This window comes from Streptomyces sp. NPDC006235, assembly GCF_040613735.1.
Classification (GTDB): Bacteria; Actinomycetota; Actinomycetes; order Streptomycetales; family Streptomycetaceae; genus Streptomyces.
In genome coordinates this window covers 186,483-201,112 of the sequence record NZ_JBEXSR010000003.1, presented here as the reverse complement: position 1 = coordinate 201,112, position 14,630 = coordinate 186,483, and the positions used below count along the sequence as shown (strand labels likewise).

14 protein-coding genes and 2 pseudogenes are annotated in these 14,630 nt (G+C 71.5%); 8 read left to right on the top strand and 8 right to left on the bottom strand.

The features are described 5' to 3' along the window. Positions 1–7: 7 nt before the first annotated feature. The 3 genes from ABZ192_RS05015 to ABZ192_RS05005 all read right to left on the bottom strand — a co-directional run bounded on the left by ABZ192_RS05015 (position 8) and on the right by ABZ192_RS05005 (position 3,776). Positions 8–586 carry a TerD family protein gene (locus tag ABZ192_RS05015; RefSeq protein ID WP_020277616.1) on the bottom strand — a complete coding sequence of 193 codons (579 nt, stop codon included), beginning with the start codon at positions 584–586 and terminating at the stop codon, positions 8–10. A 138-nt stretch (positions 587–724) separates the two neighbouring features. Next, on the bottom strand, positions 725–2,869 hold the full coding sequence (gene uvrB / locus ABZ192_RS05010; RefSeq protein ID WP_356923136.1) for an excinuclease ABC subunit UvrB: 2,145 nt from the start codon (positions 2,867–2,869) through the stop codon (positions 725–727). 40 nt (positions 2,870–2,909) lie between these two features. Further along, on the bottom strand, positions 2,910–3,776 hold the full coding sequence (locus ABZ192_RS05005) for an MHYT domain-containing protein (protein ID WP_356923135.1): 867 nt from the start codon (positions 3,774–3,776) through the stop codon (positions 2,910–2,912). Positions 3,777–4,062: 286 nt separating this feature from the next. Between ABZ192_RS05005 and ABZ192_RS05000 the strand changes: the two genes are divergently transcribed. Beyond that, on the top strand, positions 4,063–4,935 hold the full coding sequence (locus ABZ192_RS05000) for a glycerophosphodiester phosphodiesterase family protein (RefSeq protein ID WP_356923134.1): 873 nt from the start codon (positions 4,063–4,065) through the stop codon (positions 4,933–4,935). 71 nt (positions 4,936–5,006) lie between these two features. After that, complete coding sequence (locus tag ABZ192_RS04995; protein ID WP_356923133.1) at positions 5,007–5,561, top strand: methylated-DNA--[protein]-cysteine S-methyltransferase; 555 nt, start codon at positions 5,007–5,009, stop codon at positions 5,559–5,561. 15 nt (positions 5,562–5,576) lie between these two features. Here the strand turns inward: ABZ192_RS04995 and ABZ192_RS04990 are convergent, their stop codons facing one another. After that, positions 5,577–6,002: a VOC family protein gene (locus ABZ192_RS04990; protein WP_356923132.1), complete on the bottom strand. Its 426-nt coding sequence runs from the start codon at positions 6,000–6,002 to the stop codon at positions 5,577–5,579. A 99-nt stretch (positions 6,003–6,101) separates the two neighbouring features. Between ABZ192_RS04990 and ABZ192_RS04985 the strand changes: the two genes are divergently transcribed. Then, a complete protein-coding gene (locus ABZ192_RS04985; protein WP_356923131.1) occupies positions 6,102–7,010 on the top strand; it encodes a pseudouridine-5'-phosphate glycosidase in 909 nt (302 codons plus the stop codon). After that, a complete protein-coding gene (locus ABZ192_RS04980; protein WP_356923130.1) occupies positions 7,007–7,972 on the top strand; it encodes a sugar kinase in 966 nt (321 codons plus the stop codon). Before ABZ192_RS04985 ends, ABZ192_RS04980 begins: the two co-directional genes overlap by 4 nt. Positions 7,973–7,998: 26 nt before the next feature. Here ABZ192_RS04980 and ABZ192_RS04975 read toward each other — a convergent pair whose 3' ends face one another. After that, the gene (locus ABZ192_RS04975) at positions 7,999–8,793 is read right to left on the bottom strand and encodes a methyltransferase domain-containing protein (protein ID WP_356923129.1); all 795 of its coding nucleotides are present in this window, start codon (positions 8,791–8,793) and stop codon (positions 7,999–8,001) included. Positions 8,794–9,081: 288 nt separating this feature from the next. Between ABZ192_RS04975 and corA the strand changes: the two genes are divergently transcribed. Continuing rightward, entirely contained in the window at positions 9,082–10,209 is a 1,128-nt protein-coding gene (gene corA, locus ABZ192_RS04970) for a magnesium/cobalt transporter CorA (RefSeq protein WP_356923128.1), read from the top strand. Positions 10,210–10,251: 42 nt separating this feature from the next. Here the strand turns inward: corA and ABZ192_RS04965 are convergent, their stop codons facing one another. Together ABZ192_RS04965 and ABZ192_RS04960 are read right to left on the bottom strand one after the other, a co-directional pair. Then, positions 10,252–10,680 (bottom strand): CBS domain-containing protein, encoded by a 429-nt coding sequence (locus tag ABZ192_RS04965; protein WP_356923127.1) that lies wholly within the window; start codon positions 10,678–10,680, stop codon positions 10,252–10,254. A 127-nt stretch (positions 10,681–10,807) separates the two neighbouring features. Continuing rightward, on the bottom strand, positions 10,808–11,449 hold the full coding sequence (locus tag ABZ192_RS04960) for a uridine kinase (RefSeq protein WP_356923126.1): 642 nt from the start codon (positions 11,447–11,449) through the stop codon (positions 10,808–10,810). 162 nt (positions 11,450–11,611) lie between these two features. On the opposite strand from ABZ192_RS04960, the pseudogene ABZ192_RS04955 reads away from it, so the two are divergent. From ABZ192_RS04955 to ABZ192_RS04945, 3 genes and pseudogenes are all read left to right on the top strand, one after another. Next, a pseudogene (locus tag ABZ192_RS04955) lies at positions 11,612–12,001 on the top strand (DUF2293 domain-containing protein); the annotation flags it as partial. Positions 12,002–12,008: 7 nt separating this feature from the next. After that, positions 12,009–12,419: pseudogene (locus ABZ192_RS04950) on the top strand (anthrone oxygenase family protein); the annotation flags it as partial. 163 nt (positions 12,420–12,582) lie between these two features. After that, a complete protein-coding gene (locus ABZ192_RS04945) occupies positions 12,583–14,073 on the top strand; it encodes a glutamate synthase subunit beta (protein WP_356923125.1) in 1,491 nt (496 codons plus the stop codon). A gap of 44 nt (positions 14,074–14,117) precedes the next feature. Here ABZ192_RS04945 and ABZ192_RS04940 read toward each other — a convergent pair whose 3' ends face one another. Further along, the gene (locus ABZ192_RS04940; RefSeq protein ID WP_356923124.1) at positions 14,118–14,603 is read right to left on the bottom strand and encodes a carboxymuconolactone decarboxylase family protein; all 486 of its coding nucleotides are present in this window, start codon (positions 14,601–14,603) and stop codon (positions 14,118–14,120) included. Positions 14,604–14,630: the final 27 nt, after the last annotated feature.

Genomic DNA, 14,630 nt, shown 5'->3' with positions numbered 1-14,630 from the left:
CCGGGCCTCAGAGGACGGGCAGGATCGCCGGCATCAGGTCCTGGAAGGTGCGGCCGTTGGCCGGGTTGCCGATGGCCGTCATCGTCCAGCCCGGGCCCGAGCGGTGCACCTTGGCCATGATCTGGGCCGTGTACTGGCCGCCGCCGGCCAGTGTGTAGCGGGCGAGCTCCTGGCCGTTGGTCTCGTCGACCAGGCGGCAGAACGCGTTCTGCACCTCCTGGAACGTCTGGCCCGTGAAGGAGTTCACGGTGAAGACGATCTGGTCGATGTGGACCGGGACGCGCGAGAGGTCGACGAGGATCGCCTCGTCGTCGCCGCCCTGGCCGACACCGCCGACGAGGTTGTCACCGGTGTGGCGCACCGAGCCGTCGTCGCTCACCAGGTGGCGGAAGAAGACGACGTCGACCGGCTGCTTGTCGGCGAACAGCACGGCCGAGGCGTCGAGGTCGATCTCTCGCGTACGCGAGCCGAACAGGCCGCGCCGGGGAGCCGCCTGCCAGCCGAGACCCATGCGTACCGCGGTCAGGCTGCCACCGTCGTTCTTCTGCAGACTGATGGCCTGACCCTTGGTCATGTTGACGGTCACGCGCTGATCCCCTCTCGGACGTCCCCTGTTGCCGCGCGGTCGCGGTTGATCAGAACACTACGCAGGGGCACTGACAGTGACGTACCCCGGTCCGCACTTTGTGTCGTTCTTGCAACACTGCGCGTACGCGGTCCGCCGTCAGGCCAGGCCCGCCTCCTTCATCTGGCGCAGTTCCTTCTTCATCTCGGAGACCTCGTCGCGCAGCCGGGCCGCGATCTCGAACTGGAGGTCCGCGGCGGCGGCCCGCATGCGTGCGGTCAGCTCCTCGATCTGCTCGCTGAGTTCGGCTGCGGGGCGGTCGGTCGGCACCGTCTCCTTGGCCTTGCCCTTGCCCTTGGCCGGCTTGGCGCCCTCGGCGCCCCTGCCCAGGGACGGCACGGGCGCCTTGGTGCCCCCGCCGTCCTTCTTCGCCTTGCGGTAGCCCGAGCCGAGCAGCTGCTCGGTGTCGATGTCCTCGCGGGCGATCTGGGCGACGATGTCGTTGATCTTCTTGCGGAGGGGCTGGGGGTCGATGCCCCGCTCCTTGTTGTACGCGACCTGCTTCTCCCGGCGCCGGTTGGTCTCGTCGATGGCCTTCGCCATCGCCGGGGTGATCTTGTCCGCGTACATGTGGACCTGACCGGAGACGTTGCGCGCGGCGCGGCCGATGGTCTGGATCAGGGAGGTCCCGGAGCGCAGGAAGCCCTCCTTGTCGGCGTCCAGGATCGCCACCAGGGACACCTCGGGCAGATCGAGGCCCTCCCGCAGGAGGTTGATGCCGACCAGCACGTCGTACTCGCCGGCGCGCAGCTCACGCAGGAGTTCGACACGGCGCAGGGTGTCGACGTCGCTGTGCAGGTAGCGCACCTGGATGCCCAGCTCCAGGAAGTAGTCCGTGAGGTCCTCGGCCATCTTCTTGGTGAGCGTGGTGACCAGGACGCGCTCGTCCTTCTCGGTGCGCTGCCGGATCTCGTGCACCAGGTCGTCGATCTGGCCCTCGGTGGGCTTGACGACGACTTCCGGGTCGACGAGGCCGGTGGGGCGGATGATCTGCTCGACGACGCCGTCCGAGCGGGAGAGCTCGTAGGCGCCCGGGGTCGCCGAGAGGTAGACCGTCTGGCCGATGCGCTCCTGGAACTCCTCCCACTTCAGCGGGCGGTTGTCCAGGGCGGAGGGCAGCCGGAAGCCGTGGTCGACGAGGGTGCGCTTGCGGGAGGCGTCGCCCTCGTACATGGCGCCGATCTGCGGGACCGTGACGTGCGACTCGTCGATGACGAGGAGAAAGTCGTCCGGGAAGTAGTCCAGCAGGGTGTTGGGCGGGGAGCCGGGCAGGCGGCCGTCGAAGTGCATCGAGTAGTTCTCCACGCCGGAGCAGGAGCCGATCTGGCGGAGCATCTCGATGTCGTAGGTCGTGCGCATCCTCAGGCGCTGGGCCTCCAGGAGCTTGCCCTGCTTCTCCAGCTCGGCGAGGCGCTCGCCCAGCTCCTTCTCGATGTCGTTGATGGCCCGCTCCAGGCGCTCGGGTCCTGCGACGTAGTGGGAGGCCGGGAAGACGTAGAGCTGCTGGTCGTCGCTGATGATCTCGCCGGTGACCGGGTGCAGCGTGGACAGCGCCTCGATCTCGTCGCCGAACATCTCGATGCGGACGGCCAGCTCCTCGTAGACCGGGAAGATCTCGATCGTGTCGCCGCGGACGCGGAAGGTGCCGCGGCTGAAGGCCATGTCGTTGCGCGTGTACTGGATGTCCACGAAGCGGCGCAGCAGCTCGTCGCGGTCGTGCTCCTCGCCGACGCGGAGGGGGACCATGCGGTCCACGTACTCCTGCGGTGTACCGAGGCCGTAGATGCAGGAGACCGAGGCGACCACGACGACGTCGCGGCGAGTGAGCAGCGAGTTGGTCGCGGAGTGGCGCAGGCGCTCGACCTCCTCGTTGATCGAGGAGTCCTTCTCGATGTAGGTGTCCGACTGCGGGACGTAGGCCTCGGGCTGGTAGTAGTCGTAGTACGAGACGAAGTACTCGACGGCGTTGTTCGGAAGAAGCTCCCGGAACTCGTTCGCCAGCTGGGCCGCGAGCGTCTTGTTCGGCGCCATCACGAGTGTGGGGCGCTGGAGCTTCTCGATCATCCACGCGGTGGTGGCGGACTTGCCGGTGCCGGTCGCGCCCAGCAGGACCACGTCCTTCTCGCCTGCCTGGATGCGTCGGGCGAGATCGGCGATGGCCGCGGGCTGGTCGCCGCTGGGCTGGTAGGGGCTGACGACCTCGAAGGGCGCCACCGTGCGTTCGATCTGGGAAACGGGCCGCATGGGATCCACCGTACGACCCCCCACTGACAATGGGCTCCGGTCAGCGGTTCTGCGGGGTTCGGGAGCCCCGGTGCTCCACGGTGCGGCGGGGGCGGAGCCGCAGGCGCTGCGGGTTGTGGGGCGTGTGGACGTGGGCCGGAATGCCGGGCCTGTGCTCGACGGGGACGACCGCGGGCTTCCCCATGACCATCAGCGGGTCGAACATCACCACGACGCCGGCGAGGAGGAGGAAGGCGAGCGGGCCGACCAGCATCGGCGCGAGCAGGGCGGCGGGTGACTCTCCCGCGGTGGGTTCGGCCGTGCCGTGCAGGTGGACGCTGAGGCCGGCCATGCCGGTGTAGTGCATGCCGCTGACGGCGAGTCCCATGACGAGGCTGGCACCCACGCTCCACAGCAGGCCCCTGACCTGGCCGGCCGCCCACAGGGCGGCGGTGGCGGCGGCCATGGCGATCGCGACGGAGATGCCGACGGTGAGCGTGTCGTACTCCAGTTTTCCGTCCAGGTGCATGCTGGCCATGCCGAGGTAGTGCATCGACGCGATGCCCAGGCCGGTGATGGTCCCGCCGGTGAACAGAGCCGTTCCGCGGGCTCCCTTGTAGCCGACGATGAAGATCCCGACGCCCACCATCACGATCGCGACGGCCAGGCTGGCGAAGGTCATCGGCTTGTCGTAGTGGATCGTGGCCCCCCGGACCGTGAACCCCATCATCGCGATGAAGTGCATGGTCCATATGCCGGAGCCGATGGCGGCCGAGCCGAGGGCGAGCCAGCCGGGGCGCCAGGAGTGGGCGACGAGCATGGATCTGGTGGTGCAGCGCAGGCCGAGGGCGCCTCCGAGGCAGGCCATGAGGTAGGCCACCAGGGGTGTGACCAGGCCGTAGCTGAATCCGTCGACCGTGCCCTGCATGCGCGGCTGCCCTTCCCGCCCTTTGCGACCCGGAATTCCCGATGTACGCCCCCTCCCAGGACCGCGGCAGCGGTCAGGGTTGACGCAGAAAGTATGACCCCCACCGGAATGGTCGAACGACTTTCCGACAAAGAAACACGTCCTTGCCCCAGTTGTGCGCTACCGGTGTGCGGAGTTGGGTCCTCTCCATTCAACCTGTGGCCATCCTGTACCCCTCTTCGTTGACTCTCTGCTGTCACAGTTGAGCTGTCTGTGATGCCGTGATCGCTCGACGCGAGGAGTACGTATGCACGCGCGCGCTGTTGCCGCCTCGACCACCGCGCTCCTGGGGACGGCCGCCCTCCTGTTCCCCGTCTCGCCGGCGCGGGCCGCAGCCGGCGGCGGCTGGCCGCTGGTCGTCGCACACCGGGGAGCCTCCGCGTACGCGCCCGAGAACACGCTGGCCGCCGTGGACAAGGCGGCCGAGCTGGGCGTCCGCTGGGTGGAGAACGACGTGCAGCGCACCAGGGACGGTGAACTCGTCGTCCTCCACGACGACAACCTGCGGCGTACCACCGACGTCGAGGAGGTCTATCCCGGCCGGGCTCCTTGGAAGGTGAAGGACTTCACCGCCGCCGAGATCGCCCGTCTCGACGCGGGCAGCTGGTTCGGCCCCGCGTACGCGGACGCGCGCGTGCCGACGCTGGAGCAGTTCGTGAACCGCGTCGAGCGTCATCACCAGAAGCTTCTTCTGGAGATCAAGAACCCGGAGCTGTATCCGGGCATCGAGCGGCAGACGCTCAAGGTCCTGGCCAACGAGGGCTGGCTGGACCGGTCGCATGTGGCGGGACGGCTGGTCGTGCAGAGCTTCAGCGCGGACAGCGTGCGGAGGGTGCACGAGCTGAAGCCCGCCGTGAAGACCGGCCTGCTGGGCACGCCGCCCGTGGCGGCCCTGCCGCTCTACGCCGGTTTCGCCGACCAGATCAACCCGCCGTACGGCTCGCTCTCCACGGCGTACGTCTCTTCCGTCCAGGCGTTCACCGGGCCGCACGGCAGGCCGCTGCAGGTCCTCGCCTGGACGGTCGACGACGCGGCGAGGGCCCGGCGGGCGGCCGGGTACGGGGTCGACGGGATCATCACGAACAAGCCGGACGTGGTGCGGGAGGCCGTGGGCGGGTGAGGCAGGCCGACCGCCGGTGGCGGTGCGTCCGGCCGGGCGGCGTTGTCAGTGGTGGGTCGTACGGTGGGCGCATGGACAGCCATGGGCAGGTTGAGCAGCGGGTCGTGTGGGGCGTCGTGGACAGCGCCATCGGCCCGCTGCTGCTGGCGGCGACCCGCGAGGGCCTGGTGAACGTCGTGTTCCACGCCACGGACGCCGTGCGGGACCGGGCGGTCGAGCGGCTGGCGTCGCGGCTCGGCACCGAGCCCGCCGAGGCGCCCGGCTCCCCGCCGCTGGCCGAGGCGATACATCAGGTCGAGGCGTACTTCGCGGGTGAGCGCCGCGCCTTCGACCTGCCGCTGGACTGGTCGCTGATCTCCGGCTTCAACCGCGAGGTCCTGCGCGAGCTGGCATCCGGAGTGCCGTACGGCACGGTCGTCGGGTACGGCGATCTGGCCGGGCGGGTCGGCCAGCCGGGCGCCGCCCAGGCCGTGGGCACGGCGATGGGCGCCAACCCGCTGCCGGTGGTGGTGCCCTGCCACCGGGTCGTCGAGAGCGGCGGCGGCATCGGGGGCTTCGGGGGCGGCCTGGAGACCAAGCGGAAGCTGCTGGCCCTCGAAGGGGTGCTGCCCGAGCCGCTGTTCTGAGGTCGCGCGCCCTGGTCAGTCGTAGTGCCGCGCCTCGAAGACGTTGCCGTCGGGGTCGCGGAAGTAGAAGCTGCGCGTGGCCTTGCCCCGGGCCCCGAACGAGTCGTACGAGAGGTCCGACACCGGTACGGAGCGTTCCTCCAGACGGCTGAGCAGGGCGTCGAAGTCACCCCGGGACAGGGACAGGCAGACGTGGTTGACGGGGTGCCCCGCGCTGTCGGCGGCGCCGGGCAGCATCGTCATCCGTTCCGCGAAGGTCAGCGGCATGAGGTCGAGGATCGTCTCGTCGTTGACGCGTACGGAGGGGAACGGCACCTCTCCGGCGGCGAACTCGGTGAGCCTGAGCGTTTCCAGGCCGACGGCCTTCTCGTAGAAGTCCGCGGCGGCGAGCGGGTCGCGCACCCAGAGGACGACGTGGTCGAGTCGCGTGTTGTCCGTCATGCACCCCAGGCTCGTGATGTCGCCGACGGCCCGCAAGGGTTTGGCCCGGCGCGCCGCCCGCCAGAGATGAGGGAAGACCGACCGACAGGAGGCAGGCGCGTGGTGCTGGTGGTGTCAGAAGAAGTGCGGGAGGCGATCGACGCGCGTCGGCCCGTGGTGGCCCTGGAGTCCACGATCATCGCCCACGGGCTGCCGCGGCCGCGCAATCTCCAGGTGGCGCTGGAGCTGGAGACGGCGGTGCGGCAGGAGGGCGCGGTGCCCGCGACGATCGCCGTGCTGGACGGGCGGCCCCATGTCGGGCTGGACAAGGAACAGCTGGAGCGGGTCGCGAACGAGGACGGCATCCGCAAGCTGGGCCACCGCGACCTGCCGCTCGCGGTGTCCTCCGGGGTGAGCGGGGCGACCACGGTGTCGGCGACGGCGCTGCTGGCGTCGCTGGCGGGCGTGCGTGTGTTCGCGACGGGCGGGCTCGGCGGCGTGCACCGGGAGTGGACGGTGACGCAGGACGAGTCGGCCGACCTGGGGCTGCTGGCGCGGGCGCGGATCACCGTGGTGTGCGCCGGGGTGAAGTCGATCCTGGATGTGCCGGCGACCTTGCAGCGGCTGGAGACGCTGGGTGTCGCGGTGGCCGGTTACGGGACCGACAGGTTCCCCGGCTTCTATCTGTCCGACTCGGGGCATCCGGTGGACTGGACGCTGCGGACGCCGCAGGAGGTGGCGGGCGTCATGCGCGCCCAGGACGCGCTCGCCGGGCCGGAGTCGGCGCTGATCGTCGCCAATCCCGTCCCCGAGGACGAGCAGCTCGATCCGGAGCTGCACACGCGTGTGCTCACGGACGCGCTGCAGGCGTGCGAGGAGGAGGGAATCACCGGCCAGGCCGTCACGCCCTTCCTGCTCGACTACCTCGTACGGCACACCGACGGCGCCTCCCTGAGCGCCAACCTGGCGGCGGTCCGCGGCAACGTACGCCTGGCGGCGCGGATCGCGGCGGCCTGGGCGCGGGGATGACCGGGGCCGGGGCCGACCGCGGCGCGGCAGGCGGAGCCGGCCCGGCGGGGACCTCGGCAGCGGGCGGGGCGCTGCTGGTCGTCGGGGACGTCATCACGGACGTCGTCGCGCGGCACGCGGGGCCGCTCGCCGCCGGTACGGACACGGCTGCCTCGATCCGGACGGTGCCGGGCGGGGCGGGTGCCAACGTCGCGTGCTGGGCCGCACACCGGGGCGCGGCGGAGGTGCGGCTGCTGGGGGGCGTGGGGGCGGATGCCGCTGCCTGGCACGAGCGTGAGCTGGTGGCCCACGGTGTGCTCCCGCGGCTCGTCGTGGACCCGCGGGCGGCGACCGGCACGGTGATCTGCCTGGTGGACGAGGGCGCTTCGGCGGAGCGGACGTTCCTCACCGACAGCGGCGCGTCGTTGCGGCTCGAACCCGCCGACTGGTCGGACGCGCTGCTCGACGGCGTGGCCCGGCTGCACCTGTCGGGCTACCTGTTGTACTCCGAGCCGAGTCGCGCCCTGGTGACGGTGGCTCTGCAGGCCGCACGCGCGCGTGGCGTGCCGGTGAGTCTTGACCCAGCGTCGGCCGGTTTCCTCGGGGAGCTGGGCGCCGGGCGGTTCCTCGGGCTCGTCGAGGGCGTGGACGTGCTGCTGCCCAGCCGGGACGAGGCGTGCCTGCTGACGGGGATGGCCGACGCGGCCGACGCGGCGGCCGAGCTGAGCCTGCGTGTTCCGCTGGTGGTGGCCAAGCAGGGGCACGAGGGGGCGCTCGTCGCCCGCTCGGGGAAGGTGTGCGCCCGCGTCCCCGCCGTACCGGTGACACCACGGGACACCACGGGCGCCGGTGACGCCTTCACCGGCGCGTTCCTCGCCGCCCTGCTCGCGGGCGCCGGGCCCGAGGAGGCGGCGGAAGAGGGCTGCCGGGCGGGTGCGAGTGCGGTGGAACGGGTGGGCGGCCGACCGCCCTCGCCCGGCTGATGCCCGGCGCCCCGCATGCCCTCTGACTACTGCTTGCGACCCCACGCCGAGATCATCGGAGCCGTCGTCAGATCGAGGGCGCCGGACGTGACGTTCGCGAGATGCCGGTCGATGTCCTGGTCCGTGGCGAGACCCGCCGTGACGAGCTGGTCGCGGACCTGGCGGATCGTCACGGACTCCAGGGCGGCGCAGGCCGGCGAGGCGACGGGGAAGTAGGCGTCGGCGTGCACCCGGGTCACGCCCGCCTCCCGCAGCAGCCGCGGGAGGACGCGGCCGCAGGGGAGTTCGGTACCGCGGTCGGCGAGCAGTCTGCGGAAGCCGTGCCGCAGCCGGTTCGCGAGCTGCTGCTCGGGACCGTGCTCGTCGGGGCAGAGCAGCGGCTGGAGGGCGGGGTCGGCGTCCTCGACGAGGATGCGCCCGCCGGGGCGCAGCGCCTGGACCATGGACCGCATGGCCCGTGCCCGGTCGGCCACGTGGACCAGGGCGAGACGGGCGTGCACCAGGTCGAAGCCCTCCCCCGGCGATTCCTCGGCGCCGAGGTCGTGCACGCGCACCTCCACGGGCGGCCGGGCAGCGGCAACGAGCCGGGAGGTGTCGGTGCCGGTCGCGACGACGCGTCCGGTCGGGCCGACCTTCTTCGCCAGCCAGGACACCACGGAGGTGCCGCCCGCTCCGACCTCCCAGCACCGCCAGCCGGATCCGATGCCGAGCGCTTCGAGATGCCGGAACGTCGTGGGGTCGAAGAGAGCGGCGAAGGCACTGAAGAGCTCTGCCGCCTCGGTCTGCCGGTTGTCGAGGAGGTACCCGTCGGTTCGCGTCATGCCGCGATCATCCCATTTATCCGACTTGTTCGTGATGGTCGACGCTCCGGTAGGGAGAACCGCACGGCGCCGGCACGCGTCGAAGTCTCGGGGACGCGGGCACCCGAACGTCCGGGGACCAGGGCACCCCGAACGTCCGGGGGCGAGGGCCCCGGAGTCGGTCATCCACAGCCGGGAACAAAGCGGAACGAGCCGTTTCCACAGGCTTACCCGCAGCTCACGTCCGCCTGGCAGACTGACGCGGCAAGGCGCGGGACGGCGCGAGGAGCTCCACGCAAGGAGATGCAGATGTCCATGGCAGGGAATCTGCGCAAGGTCACGAGCCTCGGCGGGGTCGGCGGCCTCCGCAAGGTGGCTCGGCTGGCCCGGCGGCGCCCGCGCGTCGACCTGAGTCACCCGGCCCGCTCCCCGCTGGGCTCCTCGGTGGTGAACTGCGTGACGTACCGGGACGGTGCGCGCACCGACGCGCGCGGCGATCTCGAGGACACCATGGAGTGGGTGCGCAAGAAGGGCGAGGGCTTCGTCTGGCTCGGCCTGCACGAGCCGACCGACCAGGAGTTCGCGGGCATCGCCGAGCTCTTCGACCTGCACCCCCTGGCCGTGGAGGACGCCGTCGAGGCCCACCAGCGCCCCAAGCTGGAGCGCTACGGCGAGACGCTCTTCGCGGTGTTCAAGACGGTCTGCTACGTCGAGCACGAGGAACTCACGGCCACCAGCGAGGTGGTGAACACCGGCGAGATCATGGTCTTCGTCGGCAAGGACTTCGTGATCACGGTGCGGCACGGCCGGCACGGCTCGCTGGGCCCGCTGCGCGAGGAGCTGGAGTCCGACCCCGACCAGCTGGCCAAGGGCCCGTCCGCGGTGCTGCACGCGATCGCGGACCACGTGGTGGACGACTACCTGACCGTCACGGACTCGGTGCACGACGACATCGACCAGGTCGAGGCGGACGTGTTCGCGGAGACCGGCGCGCGGGCCGACCCGGGGCGCATCTACCAGCTCAAGCGTGAACTCCTGGAGCTGAAGCGGGCGGTGGTGCCGCTCAGCCGCCCGCTGGAGGATCTCGCCACCCGGCCGATCCGGGCGGTCGACCCGGAGATACAGGCCTACTTCCGCGATGTCTCGGACCACCTGCTGCGGGCGAAGGAGCAGATCGCCTCTTTCGACGAACTGCTCAACTCCATCCTCCAGGCGCACCTCGCGCAGGTCACGGTCGCTCAGAACGAGGACATGCGGAAGATCACGGCGTGGGCCGCGATCGTGGCCGTGCCGACGATGGTCTGCGGGGTGTACGGCATGAACTTCGACCACATGCCGGAGCTGCACTGGCGATACGGCTATCCCATGGTCATCGGCGTCATATCCATCGCGTGCCTGTCGCTGTACCGGGGGTTCCGGCGCAGCGGCTGGCTCTGACGAGGTCCGTGACCCGCGGGGTCGTGACGGGGTGAGGCGCGGTCAGCGCGGGGTGGTCCTGGCGTAGACGCCCTCGGCCCAGGAGGCGATCTGGTCGTCCGCCAGATGCCGGGCCAGGTCGGACTCGCTGATCATGCCGACCAGGCGCTTGTCCTGGATGACGGGCAGCCGGCGGATCTGGTGCTCCCGCATCTCGTGGAGCACCTCGCCGACGTCGGCGTCCGCGTCGATCCAGCGAGGCGTGCCCTTGGCCATCTCGCCCGCGGTGACCTCGGCGGGGTCGTGGCCCATGGCGACGCAGCCGACGACGATGTCGCGGTCGGTGAGGATGCCGCAGAGCCGCTCGTTCTCGTCGCTGATGGGCAGGGCGCCGACGTTCAGTTCGCGCATGAGCTGGGCCGCGCGGTCGAGGGTTTCGTGGGCGGGGATCCACTGGGCGCCGCGGTGCATGATGTCTCCGGCGGTGGTCATGGAGTACCTCCCGGTGCCGGACGGCCGGCGCGGCGCGGGAGGCACCGCGAGTCCCGGCGCCCTTCATTCTCGCCGCGCCATCCGGCGCCCGCACACGGAACAGCGCCCCCGCAGACAGGGCTGCGACTCAGCCGCCCCACGCCGGATGGCGCGGATCGTCAGCCCGTACCAGGACGTCGGCCGTGCCCGCCGGGTCGGTCTCCTGCTCATAGCGCTCGAAGGCCGGCAGGGTCCAGTGCTCGGCCTCGGGCGTGCGGCGGCGCAGGGCGCCCGGGGAGAGCAGGACGTGGACGCTCAGATCGAAGGGGAACCAGTGCCGAAGGAGGAAGGGACCGTGCAGCAACAGCACACCGCCGGGCGGGAGTTGGACATAGTCGCTGCGGGTGGCCCGGTCGGCGTCCGGGTCCCACAGATCGGGCAGGACGCGGCCGTCACCCCCGGCTTCGAGGGGGCCGAACACCTCGCGCCACAGGGCGCTGGTGTCGTACCAGCCGCTGTAGTAGGACTCCACGTCCCGGTGGCCGTACTCCAGCCGCACGGAGGCGGGGCGCAGAAAACCCTCCGTGTCCACGACGAGCGAGGAGCGTCCGCGGATGCGCAACGCCTCGGAGACCCGCCGGGCGAGGTCTCCCGGGCGGGCGGCCGGGGCGCCGTCGAAGGCGATGCGCGGCCAGGGACTGCCGTCGGCGGGCTTCAGGTCGAGCAGACGCTCGGCGAGCGTGTCGCCGAGCCGGTCCCAGGTGATCGCTTCGAGTCGCACACGGCCCATGATGCGTCAGACCGCGGCGGGACGTGTCAGGCCGGTGAGCGCCACCGACACCGGGAAGGACTGGCAGCAGCAGCGGCGCCGAGACCGCCGAGGTCTCCTCCGGCGGACGCGGTGCGCGCCGCCGTCGGCGGGAAGGAACCCCCTATGGTCCCGGACCGCCGTATGGCCCCGCACGCGACACTCCCGCCCCGCACCCCCACCGGACTGCTCGTCTTCCAGCCCCTCAAGCGGCGGCACTGCGCCGAGTGCCGGCGGGGACCGCTGCCGCTGCTCGTCCTGGAGGACGCCGTCCCGCGCTGCCTCGACTGTGCCGACCTCGCACATCTGGTGTTCCTGCCGCGCGGCGACACCGCGCTGACACGCAGAGCGCGGGAGGAGAGCGCGCTGTCGGCGGTGGTCGTGCGGTTCAACCGGCGCAAGAGCCGCTACGAGCGGCAGGGCGTACTGGTCGAGGAGGCGGCACTCGCCAGGGCCGAGCAGCGGTGTCTGGCGGACGCCGAGGCGCGACGGCGGCGCCGGGTGCGGGACGCACGGCGGCGGGCGGCCCAGGACGCCCTGTTTCTGCGGCTTCTCGACCTTCGTCATGCGGGGCCTGGCCACGCTGCCGCACGCGCAGGGGGTCGCCGCGATGAACGCGATCAACGTGGCCGCGGTGACGCCGCCCTTCATGGCGGTGTTCCTCGGGTCGGCCGTGCTGTGCGCGGTGATCGCCGTGGTGACGTTCGTGCTGTGGCCGGACGAGGGGACGGTCGAGCTGCTGGTGGGCAGCGCGCTGTACCTGTTCGGCTCGTTCGGGGTCACCATGGTCGCGAACGTGCCGCGCAACGACGCGCTGCAGAAGCTCGCGCCGGACACCTCGGAGGCGGCCGCGTACTGGCCGGTGTACGTGCGCGAGTGGACGATGTGGAACCACGTCCGCACGGCCGCCTCGGCGGGTGCGGCCGTGGCGTACGTGCTGGCGCTCACCTGAGCGCGCCGGCGGCGCTCGGCTGCGCCCCGTGATCCGCTTCCCTGCGAGCGTGACCCCTGCGGGCGTGACCCCTGCGGGGGTGCCGCCGCGGACGTATCGTGGCCGGAAGGAGCGCCGACCGACGACGCACGGCCTGTCACACGCGCACGCAAGGAAGACGGCCATGGCCGATCCCAAGGGTTTCATGACCACCCCCCGCCAGGACTGGCCGCGCAGGCCGGTCGACGAGCGGGTCCGGGACTGGGACGAGGTGTACGTCCCCGGGGCGCTGCTGCCGATCATCAGCAAGCAGGCCGACCGCTGCATGGACTGCGGCATCCCCTTCTGCCACGAGGCCTGCCCGCTGGGCAACCTGATCCCCGAGTGGAACGACCTGGTGTCGAGGGAGGACTGGCGGGCGGCCGCCGACCGGCTGCACGCCACGAACAACTTCCCGGAGTTCACCGGCCGGTTGTGCCCGGCGCCCTGCGAGACGGGGTGTGTGCTGGCGATCAACCAGCCGGCCGTCACGATCAAGAACGTCGAGTGCGCGATCGCTGACCGGGCGTGGGAGGAGGGCTTCACGCCGGCGAGACCGCCGGAGCGGCTGTCCGGCAAGACGGTCGCGGTGATCGGTTCCGGGCCCACCGGGCTGGCGGCGGCCCAGCAGTTGACCCGGGCGGGGCACACGGTCGCCGTGTACGAGCGGGACGACCGGCTCGGCGGGCTGATGCGGTACGGCATCCCCTCCTTCAAGATGGAGAAGCACCATCTGGAGCGGCGGCTGGAGCAGATGCGGGCCGAGGGGACCAAGTTCCGTACGTCGACGGCGGTCGGGCGGGACATCGGGGCCGACGACCTGCGGACCCGCTACGACGCCGTGGTGCTCGCCACGGGGGCGACCGCGTGGCGCGAGCTCGACGTGCCGGGGCGGGAGCTGACGGGCATTCACCAGGCGATGGAGTACCTCCCGCTGGCCAACCGGGTGTGCGAGGGCGATCTGGAGACGTCCCCGCTGTCGGCCGCGGGGAAGCACGTCGTCATCGTCGGCGGCGGCGACACCGGGGCCGACTGTCTGGGCACAACCGTCCGGGAAGGTGCCGCGTCCGTGACGCAGCTGGACATCTACGCGCTGCCGGACACCGAGCGCGACGAGGACAGGGAGCCCTGGCCGACGTACCCGGTGCGGGTGTACCGGCTGTCCGCCGCGCACGAGGAGGCCCGGGACCTGCGGACGGCTCCGGTGGCCGACGCGGACGCGCGGTTGTTCGCGGCGTCCACGCTGCGCTTCGACGGTGACGCGGAAGGCCGTGTGCGGTCACTGCACCTGGTCGAGGTGGACGCGCGGCGCCGCCCGGTGGAGGGCACCGGGCGGACGCTCCCCGCCGACCTCGTGCTGCTCGCCCTCGGCTTCTCCGGGCCCGACCGCGGCGACGGGCTCGTCGACCAGCTGGGGCTGGACATGGAGCCCCGCGGCACGATCGCGCGCGACGCCGGTTTCGCCACGAACGTGCCCGGCGTGTTCGCCGCCGGAGACGCCGCCCGCGGCCAGTCGCTCATCGTCTGGGCGATCGCCGAGGGGCGGGCCGTGGCGGCAGCGGTCGACCGCCATCTGACGGGCAGTTCGAGGCTCCCGGCGCCGATCGGACCGTACGACCGGCCCATGACGGTCTAGGCATACGTCCGGTCCGGTCGGGTCCGCTCCGGTCCGGGGGGCGATCACCGCTCGTCCGTCCCCGCCACCTTCCGCGTCGACAGCGCCACCCGGTTCCAGGTGTTGATCGCGCAGATCAGAGCGAGGACTTGGGCCAGTTCACGCTCGTCGAACAACGCGGCGGCCTCCGCGTAGACCTCGTCCGGGACGCCCGCGTCGGCGACGAGCGTCATCGCCTCCGTGAGGGCGAGAGCGGCCTGTTCCCGCTCGGTGAAGAAGTGGCGGGCCTCGCGCCACACGGCGACCATGTGCAGCCGGTCCTCGCTCTCGCCGGCCTTGCGGGCGTCGTTGGTGTGCATGTGCAGGCAGTACGCGCAGTGGTTGAGGTGCGAGGCGCGGATCTGGATCAGTTCGACGAGGGCCGGGTCGAGACCCTCGCGGGCGGCGGCGTCGAAGGCGACCAGGGCCCGGAAGGCCTTCGGGGCGGACTTGGCGAACTCCAGCCGGGGTGCCTTCACCTGCGTGCTGTCGGTGTTCGGGTGCGTCGTCATGTCCTTCAACCTACGGTCCGTAAAGAC

What these genes read in the sequence shown, in the direction of transcription:
- ABZ192_RS05000 (WP_356923134.1), top strand. Translation starts at nt 4,063, where the DNA reads ATGCACGCGCGCGCTGTTGCCGCCTCGACCACCGCGCTCCTGGGGACG.
- ABZ192_RS04980 (WP_356923130.1), top strand. Translation starts at nt 7,007, where the DNA reads ATGACCGGGGCCGGGGCCGACCGCGGCGCGGCAGGCGGAGCCGGCCCG.
- ABZ192_RS05005 (WP_356923135.1), bottom strand. Translation starts at nt 3,776, where the DNA reads ATGCAGGGCACGGTCGACGGATTCAGCTACGGCCTGGTCACACCCCTG.
- uvrB (WP_356923136.1), bottom strand. Translation starts at nt 2,869, where the DNA reads ATGCGGCCCGTTTCCCAGATCGAACGCACGGTGGCGCCCTTCGAGGTC.
- ABZ192_RS04940 (WP_356923124.1), bottom strand. Translation starts at nt 14,603, where the DNA reads ATGACGACGCACCCGAACACCGACAGCACGCAGGTGAAGGCACCCCGG.
- ABZ192_RS04960 (WP_356923126.1), bottom strand. Translation starts at nt 11,449, where the DNA reads ATGGGCCGTGTGCGACTCGAAGCGATCACCTGGGACCGGCTCGGCGAC.
- ABZ192_RS04945 (WP_356923125.1), top strand. Translation starts at nt 12,583, where the DNA reads ATGGCCGATCCCAAGGGTTTCATGACCACCCCCCGCCAGGACTGGCCG.
- ABZ192_RS04975 (WP_356923129.1), bottom strand. Translation starts at nt 8,793, where the DNA reads ATGACGCGAACCGACGGGTACCTCCTCGACAACCGGCAGACCGAGGCG.
- ABZ192_RS04990 (WP_356923132.1), bottom strand. Translation starts at nt 6,002, where the DNA reads ATGACGGACAACACGCGACTCGACCACGTCGTCCTCTGGGTGCGCGAC.
- corA (WP_356923128.1), top strand. Translation starts at nt 9,082, where the DNA reads ATGTCCATGGCAGGGAATCTGCGCAAGGTCACGAGCCTCGGCGGGGTC.
- ABZ192_RS04995 (WP_356923133.1), top strand. Translation starts at nt 5,007, where the DNA reads ATGGACAGCCATGGGCAGGTTGAGCAGCGGGTCGTGTGGGGCGTCGTG.
- ABZ192_RS04965 (WP_356923127.1), bottom strand. Translation starts at nt 10,680, where the DNA reads ATGACCACCGCCGGAGACATCATGCACCGCGGCGCCCAGTGGATCCCC.